General features: G+C 64.5%; 9 protein-coding genes. 3 read left to right on the top strand and 6 right to left on the bottom strand.

What is annotated here, in order from left to right:
- Positions 1 to 75: 75 nt before the first annotated feature.
- Positions 76 to 2,898, top strand: coding sequence for an ATP-binding protein (locus FHS74_RS17085; protein WP_184802710.1), 2,823 nt, complete (start codon positions 76 to 78; stop codon positions 2,896 to 2,898).
- Between the two features lie 6 nt (positions 2,899 to 2,904).
- On the opposite strand, the gene FHS74_RS17080 is transcribed toward FHS74_RS17085, so the two are convergent.
- From FHS74_RS17080 to FHS74_RS17055, 6 genes are all read right to left on the bottom strand, one after another.
- A complete protein-coding gene (locus tag FHS74_RS17080; protein ID WP_184802708.1) occupies positions 2,905 to 3,507 on the bottom strand; it encodes a hypothetical protein in 603 nt (200 codons plus the stop codon).
- Positions 3,508 to 3,654: 147 nt separating this feature from the next.
- Positions 3,655 to 4,959: a glycosyltransferase family 4 protein gene (locus tag FHS74_RS17075; RefSeq protein ID WP_184802706.1), complete on the bottom strand. Its 1,305-nt coding sequence runs from the start codon at positions 4,957 to 4,959 to the stop codon at positions 3,655 to 3,657.
- Positions 4,956 to 5,549, bottom strand: coding sequence for a class I SAM-dependent methyltransferase (locus FHS74_RS17070; RefSeq protein WP_184802704.1), 594 nt, complete (start codon positions 5,547 to 5,549; stop codon positions 4,956 to 4,958). Before FHS74_RS17070 ends, FHS74_RS17075 begins: the two co-directional genes overlap by 4 nt.
- Positions 5,550 to 5,564: 15 nt before the next feature.
- Positions 5,565 to 8,627 (bottom strand): glycosyltransferase, encoded by a 3,063-nt coding sequence (locus tag FHS74_RS17065; RefSeq protein ID WP_184802702.1) that lies wholly within the window; start codon positions 8,625 to 8,627, stop codon positions 5,565 to 5,567.
- A gap of 14 nt (positions 8,628 to 8,641) precedes the next feature.
- Positions 8,642 to 9,448, bottom strand: a complete 807-nt coding sequence (locus tag FHS74_RS17060) for a hypothetical protein (RefSeq protein WP_184802700.1) — start codon at positions 9,446 to 9,448, stop codon at positions 8,642 to 8,644.
- 123 nt (positions 9,449 to 9,571) lie between these two features.
- Positions 9,572 to 10,228 carry a hypothetical protein gene (locus FHS74_RS17055; RefSeq protein WP_184802698.1) on the bottom strand — a complete coding sequence of 219 codons (657 nt, stop codon included), beginning with the start codon at positions 10,226 to 10,228 and terminating at the stop codon, positions 9,572 to 9,574.
- A gap of 4 nt (positions 10,229 to 10,232) precedes the next feature.
- Here FHS74_RS17055 and FHS74_RS17050 point away from each other — a divergent pair, with 4 nt between their 5' ends.
- Positions 10,233 to 10,475, top strand: a complete 243-nt coding sequence (locus FHS74_RS17050) for a hypothetical protein (RefSeq protein WP_184802696.1) — start codon at positions 10,233 to 10,235, stop codon at positions 10,473 to 10,475.
- Between the two features lie 633 nt (positions 10,476 to 11,108).
- Entirely contained in the window at positions 11,109 to 12,569 is a 1,461-nt protein-coding gene (locus FHS74_RS17045) for a UbiA family prenyltransferase (RefSeq protein ID WP_184802694.1), read from the top strand.

The raw sequence follows: 12,569 nt of genomic DNA, 5'->3' as shown, positions 1-12,569 counted from the left end.
CCGCCGACCGGTCCTACCCCTGCCAGGTCTTCATCGCCGCCGCGGGGGTCGTGAACACCAATATGGGAACCGCGGATGATCCGCTTCACCCTCCCCATGCGCCTGCTGCTGGCCATCCTGCCGGCCGCGGGCCTCATGCTGGGAGGAATGATCCTGGTCACCGTCCACCTCAGCCAGCAGGTGGTGGAGCGGTTCATCAACGACTATGGCCGCGACACCGCGCAACGGGAGGCCCAGGCCATCAGCGCCGGCATCCGGGGGGAGATAACCATCGCCGAAGGTGCCGCGCGCATGGTTTCCGCCCTGGCCGCCACGCGGGAACGGGAGGGCCAGGCGCCCACGCTGGCCGACCGCCGGCAGATCACCGAATATTTGCGCCAAGCGGCAGCACTGCACCCGGAGGCCGTGGGCGTCTGGTTTTACGCCGAGCCGGACGCCCTGGGGCCCGACAACGCCGCGCGGGACACCAAGGATATGCAGGTCGGCATGGCCGGCACCGGCCGCTACGCCCTGTACGCCACCAGCCAGGAAGGCACGGTTCTGCTGCAGTCCCCACCCGATGACTTCACCACCCAGGACTATTATGCCCGGGCCGCCCGCAGCCACCGGCTGACCATTCTTCCGCCCTACATCTTTCCCATCCAGGGGTCGCCCACCGTCCTCGTCTCGCATGCCATGCCGGCCATGGTGGGCGACCGTCTCATCGGGGTCGCGGGCATAGATCTGGACCAGCGTGATCGCGCCCAGGTCTATGAAGGGCGCCACCCCTTCGGCGCGCCCATCGCCATCATCAACACCGCGGGGGTTTGGGGCTATCATCCCGATCCGTCCCGATTGGGCAGCGCCGCCACCTTTGGCGACGGGCCCGACTATCAGTTTTCCATCGGGGAGCGGGTGTTCATCGACCAGGCCCAACCCTACAGCCTGGAGCGCACACGGTCCGACGGTTCGCGGCTACGCCGCTTCACCTGGCCGGTGGACCTGATCCCAGGCGAAGGACGGCGCCTGCTGGTCATGGACGTGCCGATCGACCGGTTGGCCCGGCCCTTCGCCGGCATCCGCACGGCGATCCTGATGGCCGGGGTCTTGTGCGCCCTGCTGCTGACCGGCCTGATGATCCTGGCCGTGCGCCTGATCGTGGCCAAGCCGCTGCATCGCTTGCAAGGTGGGGTGGAGCGCCTGAACCAGGGCGACTATGGCCAATCGTTGCCCGACCAGGATTGCCCGGACGTCATTGGCGACTTGGCCCGGGGGTTGGAGGATTTCCGCCTGACGCTGGTGGAGCGCGACCGCCTGCGCCTGGACCTGCAACGGATGGCCGCCTGCATCGCCGTGGCCCATGACGCCATCTTCATGATGAACCGGGAATACAGCGTGCTGTACGCCAATGGCCAGGCGCTTGGCCTGCTGGGCGTCATGGAGGCGGACACGCTGCTGGGGCGGCGGATCTCGCAGTTCGTGACACCGGAGACGGCCGCCGCATTGGCGGGACTGCGCCATCAGATCAGCGACAGCTTAGCACGCCGGGGGATGTGGACCGGCGTCGTGGACAATTGGACCACCCTGTCAGGCCATCGGGTGGAAGCGGTCGAGTTCACCGCCAGCAACGACCCTGGCGGCGACATTCTAGTGGTGGCCCGGGATGTATCGGAACGTGACCGCGCGGAACGGGAGCGCCAGGTCCTGCAACGCCAGATCCTGCAGCAGGACAAGTTGGAAACGGTGGGCCGGCTGGCCGGCGGCGTCGCCCACGACTTCAACAACCTGCTCGGCGCCATGCTGGGTTATGCGGAGTTCCTGGTGGCCGACCTGCCCGCGGAGTCCCCGGCCCGCAGCTATGCCGAGCGCATCGTCGCCGTGGGTGCGCGCGCCAAGGATCTGGTGCGGCAGATCCTGGGCTTCGCCCGCACCGATGCCGGCGTGCAGGAGGTGGTGGCCGCCCGTGCCATCGTCGAGGACGCGCAGGTCGTCCTGCGCTCCACCGTGCCGGCCACCACCCGTCTTACCTGCATGACCGAGGAAGGGCTGCCGCCGCTGCGGGTCAATCAGACGCAGATGATGCAGGTGCTGATGAACCTCGTCATCAATGCCCACGACGCCCGGCGGGAGGATACCGGGGACATCAGCATCCGCCTGAACCGCGGCCCCCTGCCCTTCACCTTCCCGGCGGATTGGACGGTGCAGGAAATCCTGCCGACGGCGGACGGGCCCCATGTGGTGCTGGAGGTCACCGACCAGGGCACCGGCCTGTCGCCCGATCACCTGGCGCGTATGTTCGAGCCCTTCTTCACCACAAAGGGACAGGACAAGGGCACCGGCCTGGGCTTGGCCAACGTCAGCAGCATCATCAAGGCCCATGGTGGGGGCCTGGCCGTGGCCAGCCGCCTGGATACCGGCACGGTCATCCGCATCACCCTGCCCTGTCTGTCCGGATTGGGATCCAACGCGCGGGAGCCGACCGTAGGCGACGACGGGGCGCGTCACCCTGGGGAAGGCGCGCCGGCTACCGCGGCCGTCAAGCCACGCGGCCTAAAGGTGCTGGTGGTGGACGACACCGACGCCATGGGCGAACTGTTGCAGGAGGGGCTGTCCCGGCGCGGCCACAGCGTCACCGTCTGCAACAACCCCCAGGAGGCGCTGGCGCTGCTGGTCGACAAGTCACAGGGCTATCACGCGTTGGTCACCGACCAGACCATGCCGGGCATGACGGGGTTAAGCCTGATCCATGCCGCCAAAGGGCCCAACCCGGGCCTGATCTGCGTGTTATGCACCGGCCATAGCGCCGAGGTGGACGAGGCCACCGCCCGTGCGGGTGGGGCCGACGCCTTCTTCCTCAAGCCCCTGTCGGTGAAGACGCTGCTGGATCGGCTGGACGCGTTGCACAGCGCCCGGGTGTAAACGACGTCAGGGGCGGGTGCGGTTGGCGAACCAGCTGTCCATGCCGCCGCGGTCCGTCCAGCGACCGTAGCCATAGGGCGACCCATAGCTGTAAGGCGAGCCGTAACCGTAGGGGTATCCGTCGCCACCGTCGAACCCGCCGCCCCACACGCCGGTGCCCCAAGCCCCGTTGCGGGGATGGCCGCTGACATTGCTCTGTGACACCGACAGCGAAAAGCCGATGCCCGTGTCCGCGCAAGGACGGAAGGGGTTGCCATCCTGGCCATAATTCAAGGTGGCGCCGGCGCCCCGCTCCACCATGCCGCCGCCGAAGCCCACACCCATGGTGACACTGCCGCCGACACGGCAACTGGTATCCTTCGACCGCCAGCCGTCATCCTCGGGCGGACGCGCGGCCACGATGCCATCGTCCCGGTCATCGGCGGCGGCGGCGGCCCCCGGACCATCCAGCACGGGGGGGCGCACCGGCCCTTCATTCGCCACGCCACCTTTTTCCGGCGCCGTCGTCTGATCAGCGTCCCCCGCCCGTGCCGGGCCACTGGCGGCCAGAAGCGCCACCGTCAGCAGCAGGGAGGACAGCATTGGCTGGGCGGAACGGAGGATAGGCATGGATCTCAACTCCAAGAGCGGCGCGCGGGTGCCAGCGGCGCCCCACCTCAAATCCAAACAGGGCCCGTCCCAATATGGGACATGGGGACCCAGTTTCCACGCGTTTCCTGACAGAAGCCTGTCGGCGGCGGAGAAAAACCCGCTTCCTTACCCCTTGGGGGCCGCCCTGGGGGCCCCTCCGGGAGCCGGTACCCGGCGCGCGACCAGCCGACCAGCCGCCAGTTCCTCGATCAGACGCATCTGTTGGGGCAGGCAGACCGTCTCGAGATCATAGCGGTCAACGACGGTTTCCCGCGCGCGTCGACGCAGGCGCTCCATACGGCGCGGGTCCTCCAACGCCGCCGCGACCGTCGCGGCCAGCCCATCCGGGGCAAAGAAATCAACCAGCAGGCCGTTGCGCCCGTCGCGGATGACCTCCCGCACCGGCGCGGTATCCGACGCCACCACCAGGCATCCGGCCGCCATGGCCTCCATCAGCGACCAGGACAAGACAAAGGGATATGTGAGATAGACATGCACGGCCGACACCTGCAACACCGACAGGAAGGTCGCGTAGGGCACCCGTCCCAGGAAATGGACACGAGCCAAGTCCAACTGGCCGCCCACCTCCGCCAGATATTGGGCGCGATAGTTGGGATGATCCTTGGGGCGCACGCCATAGCTGACATCGTCGCCGCCCAGAATAACCACCTGGGCATTCGGCCGGCGGCGCAGTAGCTCCGGCAATGCCCGCATGAAGGTGTGGAAGCCGCGATACGGTTCCAGGTTGCGGTTGACGAAGGTCACGACCTCATCCCCCGAACGCAAAACCAGGGGTTCCGTCGCTCCTTGCGGCGTCACCGTGAGTTGGGCGGCGGGATCCGGGCGCACCAGGCGCGTGTCGACCCCGTCATGCACCGTGGTGATGCGCGAGCGGAAATCGGCGGGGGTCTGTTCCGCCTGCCAGCGGGTGGGCACGATCCCCCAGTCCATGGACTGCAAGCCATGCAGAAGCACGCTGTTCTTGATGCGGATGCGGAACAGGTCATCCAGAACGCCGGGAAACTCGGGATCGAAGCCGACGTCGCTGCCCTGGGCGTTGTAGTAGAATTCCAGATAGGCCAACAGTTTGGCCTTCGGGAACACATCCTTCAGGAACAAGGACTCGCCCCACCCTGGATGGGCGCAAATGACATCGGGGGAGAACCCGATCCGGTTCAGTTCCATGGTGGCGCGGAGCACCGACTGCCCCCGGCGCACCGCCGCTTCGAATCCGGCCACATAGTGATGGATGCCCGGGGTGGCGCCCGCTGGCGATGGATAGCCCACAAGCGACATTCCCGACGGCAATTCCTGCCGTTGAATATTCGCCTTGTCGCCCAGGCACATCACCTCATGCCCCGCCGCCGCCATGCGCGCCGCCAAGTGCCGGTATTGTCCAGGAAAGTTCTGATGAATGAACAGCAGCTTCATGAAGCGTCCACGGCCCCAACGGGGGCCGTGACGTACGCGATGGCCCAAAGGTTGAAAGCGTCGTCCTTGCTGACCTTCACATGACGAAAGCCTGCGCCCATCAGCGCCTTACCCAGGGTCTGTGCGCTGAAGCCGGTGCGGTGGGCCATATGCTCGTTGCCTCTGGCAACGGCGCTGCGCAGGCCGAAAATCATATCCAGCGGGGTGATGGGGCCAGCGGGCGACAAGTAAGCCGCCTCTTCGATCTTATCCTCCGCCACCAGGCGGGCGATCGCCTGCAAATCAGGCAAGGTGATCAGGGCGAACCCCTCCGGCTTCAGCACCCGGCGGAATTCAGCCAGGGCCACCGGAACCTGATGCGCATAGAGATGCTCGACATTGTGCGAGGACCAGACGGCATCCACACTGCCGTCCGCAACCATGGACAGGTCGGTGATGGAGGCGATGATATCGGGCGCCACCCCAGGATCGATGTCCAGCCGAACTTCCCGCCATTCGCCGCTGCGAAAAAGGCTGTGCAGCTTCTCCGGCTTGCGGACGCCACATCCGACATGCAGGACCGTGCGGGCCAACTGGGGATCAAAAACCATACTGAATGTCCAAACTCACACAGACGCCGGCCCGGTGGCGAAACCGGCCCCGGATATGGGCACTATCCCCTGACGGCGCGCCAATTCCAACAGGGCATCGTTGATCTGCGACACAGGCATCCCCAGCGGCAACAGCATACCGCTGCCACGGGCGCGCAGCCTTTCCGCCTGCGCGCCCAGATCGAAGGCAGCCACCAACAGTCCAGCCGCCAGCATTTCCGATAGGGTGTAGCACCATGTCTCCGGCCAAACCGAGGGTAGGAACCCCAGATGGCTGCCGCTGGCGCGGATGAGATCCACCCCCTCGCCGGCGCCATAGCGTCCGGTGAGAAGGACACGGCCCGTCGTCAGCAGGGGGCCGTCATCCCGGCTGTAGCCCACCAAGCAGAACTCAAGAGGCAGGTTCCGGGCGGCCGCGTCCAGCGCGCATTCCAACAGCACCTCGTACCCCTTGACGTCCCCGATGGCGCCGGCGACGGCCACGCGCACAAGCCCTGGGCTTGCCGCCACAGGAACGGCCGGTGGCATCGCCACGTCCGGGTGGGGCTGCACCACCATGCGGGCGTCGGGGGCATAGGCGGAAAGACGGCGAGCCGTATCATGGCTGGGGCAGATCACCCGGGCGGCGCCCGCCAGGAACTCGGCCATCGATCGCCGCCAAGACGTCGCGGACAAGCCGGGGCGCAGCATATGGCCGTTGGTCTGGATGCACTCCTCGCAAACAGCGGCCGCCGGCTCGCCGCAATAGCGGCCACTGCCATCCACCAGGTTTATGCGCGGACAAATCCAGACATAGTCGTGAGCATGGACCTCGTAGGGCCATCGGGCCACCAGCGCCGACAACAGGGCGTCGGTGGCATGGAGCACGTGATGAACGATCAGCCGCTCCCCACCTAACGACGCGAGGTCGCGCATCAGTTCGCGCAGTTCCGTGGCACCATCATAGACAAGGGACCGCAGTTGGGGAGCATCCGGCACCTCCAGCCGCACACGGGGTGCGTCCTTCGCGCCTTCGGCACGCAACAGCAAAACGCCCAACCCGGCTGCCCGCAGCGCAGCGACCTGTTCATCGACGAAGCGGTCGGTCCCCCCACCCAAGCGAGGACACAGCAGCAGGTAGGGGCGAGGGCCCATGGATTGCGCCCAGGCCAAGTCCAGGGCGCGCCGGGCCGCCGCCAGCGGATTGGCCGCGATGAACGCGTGGACTGCAGGCTGATAATCCGGATGACGACGATCAAGCGCCGCGAGGGCCGCCTGGATACGGTCCCGCTTTTCAGCCCCGAATGATGACCCGCCGACATGCCCAACCAGGGTATCCAGGGCGACGACGTGGCGCCACCCCTGGGCACGGGCGCGCCAGCAGAAGTCATTCTCCTCGCCATAACCCTGCCCGAATGTTTCGGCGTCGAAATAGCCGACGGTTTCAAGGCAATCCCGCCGGATATAGAAACAGAAGCCGACGCCTGTCGGGATATCGGCGACACGCTCCGGCAACGTGGCGGCGGCGAGGGTGTCCAAGAGGGGGACCGACACCTCGGACAAGGGCGTGCCTTCGCCCGGATAGCTCAGGATGGTGGCGTCATTGGACAAGGGAGTGACAGTGCCAATGCCATCGGCACTGTAAGCGGCCACGGCCAGACGCCGAAGCCAGTCGCCATGCACCACCGTATCGGCGTTGAGGAGAACCACATCACGGTCGACGTGCAAACCCATGCCCCGGTTGACCGTTCGTACGAAACCAAGGTTACCCGGGTTGCGTAACACGGTTGCCCAGCCTTGGGCGGCGACCTCATCCACGAGATCGGTTACCGCCGCATCCGGCGGCCCGTCCACAATAACGGTCACCTCCACCGGGATCCCTTGTCCGGGATAGTTCGCCCGTGTCTCCAGACTATGGCGCAAGGCGGCAAGGCAGGTGCGCGTGACATCAGCATCACCATAAACAGGCACGATGACATCGACAGTACGAGCCGGCAGGACCCTGCCAGACCGGGAGGGCGAGGGCCTATTTCGGCGATGCTCCCGATTGCCCGCTGGCAGCATGCCACCCTGCCAGAACGCGGGTTCCCCCGTCATGGCGAAGAACGGACGCACCCCTGACGCCGGGGTCCTTACCTCTTGGGGGAATGCCGCCTGCCCGCCTTCGCCACTGGCAGAAGCCTTGATTGCCGGCCGGAATACCAAGCGACGCGACCAGGCGGCGTCATCCCTGAGTTCGATGGCGACGGGCCTCTGAGGATAAGCCGCATCCCAGGCGTGGACCGTCCATTCCGCGGCGTCTTCCGCCTCCAGCGTTTTTGCCTGGAAGAAGCTGGCCACCAGACGGGGGACGCGGGTAGCCGGGGCGGCGATGGGGGAACCGAACGCCGCCACACCATTGACGAGAACATGGAAATCCACCCGGCCAGCCAGTGCCGTGGGGATGACAAAACGGAATGCCGGCACGGCCATATCGCCGTCAGACGCGTCAGAGCGAGCGCCACAGACCGCACGCCCGAGAATATGGCGGTTCCATATCAGCTCCGCCACCGCACCCGGAGTGGCGAACCCCTCAATATGGCCTGCGGTGGCGAAAACGACGGCGGGCAGCAGACCCCCGGCCACCAAACCACGCAACGCCCGCAGGCAATCCCCGCTTGTTTCGGCGTTCCAGCATAAGGCCGGCACGAGACAGGGAAGAACTGCGTGGACCGTGGACGGCGATGTCACCTGAGCCGCTTGCAACAAACCCAAGGCCGCCAACGGATGAACGACATCACGGTCCAGCGCCGCCTCAAAACAACCGGCGGCATCCTCCGGCTGTCGTCGCGCCAGGGCGACCACCCCCTGCAGGACCAGGTCATCGACCAGAGGCGGATCCGCGGCCCGTACCAGCTGACGGACGTACAATGATGCGTCCTGCAGGTGCCCCGCCCCCAAGGTAGCGTGCACCAGCTTGCGAAGGATCGAAAGCCTTTTATCGGTGTGGGGAAGAGCGGCCTGACATAGTGCAATAGCCCTTTCATGGTCCATACGGGCCAGGGCCGCATCGATCTCATCGAGCAGGCGCTCACCATGAGCAGGTGTCAGGCCGGACATCGCTTATTCGCGCCTTAGCGTGGCAGGATCGCGACCTTCAGGGCCATCACAGGATCCTGAGGCTGGTTGGATCGGCACAGTGCGCCGTCCTGCCCCACAACTTCGCCATGGCGAAGGAACCGTATCGCATATTCCACCCGGTGGGTGGAGGCCAACGGCCCGACCAAACGAAAGCCCGCCCCCAGCAAGGGCATACCGCGACCGCGTGAGCCTGCCGGAGTGCCAGCCTTCACCCACGTACCGCTCTGGTCAACCGGGTTGAGCGCGCAATACTCCAGGCCATCAGCCAGCTCGGGCGAGCCATTTACGGAGAAAGACTCAATCCAGAGGAGGTGGTCCCCGGCCGACGCCCATTCACCACCGGCGAATGTCCGATCTCCCAACCGCTGGATGTGCGCGGTCAGCTGCACATCCACATTGTGGACCACAGTCTCATCACCGAGCCGCTGCACCCCCACATTCATACAGGTCGACAACTGTCCGGTTAATGCCAGCGTGGTGATCAGCAAGGGGGCGGTTTGCGCCGTGACAACCACCGCCGCGCCAGTCGATCCCCCAGATAGCCACACGCAGGGGGACAATCCATCCGGGGTGAGGAACTGGAGCGGTTTACACCCCGCTTCCGGCAGGGACGACAGCTGGACGCAGGGAAAGTTGACGCCCTTTATCTGCTGACGTCCCTCACCCGCGAGACGCGCGGTGATGAAATAGGTGCCCGCCGGCAAGGCCATGACCTTTGGGGTTGCCCGCAAAGGATCGCCACCGGAAACCGCGTTCGCGACCGAAGATGCGCCGACCGGCGCCAGAGCATTGGGCTGCATGAAGCCTACCGAGAGGAAAAGGGGATCAGTGTCTAAACCTGCCCCGTAACAATGCTGGGCGCAAGAACGACTATGGCGGACCACAAGGCCCGCCATAGCTCATATCCGTTCTTTACCGAGGGTTCAGCCCTTGCTGGTGAACCAGTTCACGCTGATACCGGTCACGCCCTGAACAGTGATCGTGCTGCCGTCCGGCAGGGTCAGGATGGTGTTGCCACCCGAAACCGTCGCATTGGCGATGAGCGAACCCAGATCCAAGGACTTGCCGCTGTAGTTCGTGCTGGTGAAGCCCAGAACGTCCTTCGTCGGGTCAAAGCCGGAAACGGTGTCGTTACCATCGCCCGGCGAGAAGATGAAGGTGTCCTTGCCGGCACCACCGACCAGGCTGTCATTGCCAGCTTCACCGATGATGTAGGCGCCACCGGAGCCTGCGACGATCGTGTCGTTACCAGCACCACCACCCAGCGTATCGAAGCCGCTGCCGCCGACGATGCTGTCGTTACCAGCACCACCGTTGATGATGTCGTTACCGGCCGACGACGAGATGATGTCGTTGGTGGACGAACCGATGACACTGTCGTTACCGACACCGGCGACGACGGTGTTGGCCGTGCCGCTGGACGTGCCGCTACCGCTCAGCACCAGGAAATCGTTGCCGCCATCGCCGACCACGACCTTGCCGCCCGTGCTGGCGTCCAGGAACAGGGCGGTGGTGTTGCCAGAAGCGGTGCCCGTCAGCACCACCGATGTCAGGCTGCTGTCGGCGACGACGTTCGTCACCACGTTGGAACCGCTGGTCCCGGCCGAGGTCGACGACAAATTAACCGCCGACAAGACGCTGCCGCTGGTCGAGTTCGTCACGACCACGCTGGCGACGGAGGAAACCTGCGATGTGCCAAACGTGATCGCCGTCGACAAGGTCGCCGTCGGTGCGCTGGACGCGGCAACGCTGACAGAAGTCGCCGTAATCGACGTTATCGAAGACGCAGCCGCAACCGCCGCAAGGGCGGTCGTCAGCGCCGTCTGATCGGCATTGGTAATACCTTGGGTGGCAACCTGAGTTCCACCAGGAAGTGTCGGCATGACTTTATACCCCCGCTGTGAACGTCACTTTGATGAAAATGGCCGCCTGCCCAGCGGCGCTGACGTTAACCGGTTAAATTTTATGGCGAACATGATGACGCGTCCCGCCAGCACCGCGTGATGAATTGTATAATTCAGGCCGCTGGCGAAGCACAAGTCGGATTCAAGGAGATTACCGCCTTAATTTTAGATGTAACCGCGCACACCAGCGGTTGACGGGGGGGATTGGGGCCAAGAGAACCGCATAATATGCCCTTAGGCCTATAACCTCTGGTGATATTGGGGCCCGGCGTCGCATTTGGGCGACCAACAGTGCTGCAACAGGGGCCCGATCTAACTGTTCGCACATGCAGCGATTCGGTCGCCACCGGAGGGCCAGCGGCACGCCGGCGCGGACCATGACGCCACACAGATCAGCCTCGTCCTGCGCGCGAGTCTTTTTTGAGATTGACGCACGGACCAGCCCTATGGCTTGTCTGCGCACTAATCAGCACCGGCGGCATGATGCTTATAAGATCTCGTAAGATCTCGCGGAGATGCAGCATATCCACGGTCATTTCTAGGGACAACTTGTGCGATGAACGGTGCTGGACACGGACCCTCGGCGCCTCTTGCCGGCAACACCACCGAGGTCCCGCTGGTGGTCGACATTGATGGCACCCTAATCCGATCCGATCTGATCATTGAGAATTTTTTTACCATACTTGCAAATCGCCCAATCGCGGCGATCGGCGTCTGGCGCCTACCGCTTCGCAGCAAAGCCTGGCTGAAGGACTATCTCGCAGACAAAGCGGATTTGGACGTGGCAACTATACCGCTAAATCAGCCTATCGTGGATTTTATCCTTCAGGAGAGGGCCAAGGGTCGCGCAATTTACTTGGCATCAGCCTCCAATTACCGACTGGTTGAAGCGCTCGCCCGTCACCTTGGTTTCATTGATGGTGTCTTTGGCTCCGATGAGTCCGTTAACCTTTCCGGCGAAGCCAAAGCCGAACGGCTATGCCATCAGTTCGGTGAGCGCGGTTTTGACTATATCGGCAACGATTGGGTGGATTTCCCGGTTTGGCGCCGGTGCCGTATCGCGATCGCGACAAACGCGTCGCGGCGTTTGGTGCTGCGCCTGAAGGCGGAACGCCCGGATGCGGTGGAACTGCCGGGCGCCAGGACGGGATTCAAGATCTATCTCAAGGCGATGCGTATTCATCAGTGGCTGAAGAATCTGCTGCTGTTCGTCCCCCTGCTGGCCAGCCACGACCTGACCGTCCGCTCCATTTCCGACAGCCTGCTGGCCGCCTTGGCCTATGGCTTGGCGGCGTCCAGCGCTTATCTGCTGAATGATTTGCTGGATCTGCCCAACGACCGGGCCCACCCGACAAAGCGCAACCGTCCCCTGGCGAGCGGGCGGCTACCGCTGGCGCAGGGGGCGCTTCTGGTGCCACTTTTGCTCGGTGTGGCCACGGCGTGCGCGCTGGTGGTTTCAACGGGCTTCCTGGTGATTCTGGCCCTCTATTATCTCATCACACTAGCCTATTCGCTTCAGTTGAAACGTTACATGTTGATCGACGTGCTGACGCTGGCCGGCCTTTACACATTGCGCATCCTGGCGGGCAGCGCCGCCGCCGAGCGGCCCTCCTCCGCCTGGCTGTTGGGATTTTCCGTGTTCGTCTTCCTCTGCCTGGCCCTCATCAAGCGCTATGTCGAGCTGGTCGGCCAACTCAAGACCAACAAGGGTAATCCCAAGGGGCGCGGTTATCGACTGGAGGATTTGAGCATCCTGTCCGGCCTGGCCAGCGCCAGCGGCTATTGCTCGGTGCTGGTGCTGGCGCTGTATTTCAACAGCCCCGAGGTTCACGTCCTGTACCGTAACCCCACCCTGTTGTGGCTGGCCTGCCCGCCCTTGCTCTACTGGATCAGCCGGTTACTGCTTTTGGCCCATCGTGGCGAATTGCATGACGACCCCGTCGTATTCGCGGCAACGGACCGCAGCAGCCTGATCACCGGCGCCATCATGATGGCCGTCGTCCTGGCCGCGGTTTGA

The sequence above is a fragment of the Nitrospirillum iridis genome, assembly GCF_014205765.1.
In the GTDB taxonomy this organism is placed as follows: Bacteria; Pseudomonadota; Alphaproteobacteria; order Azospirillales; family Azospirillaceae; genus Nitrospirillum; species Nitrospirillum iridis.
Note: the sequence above shows the minus strand (reverse complement) of the source record. Positions and strands in the feature narration are given on the sequence as shown.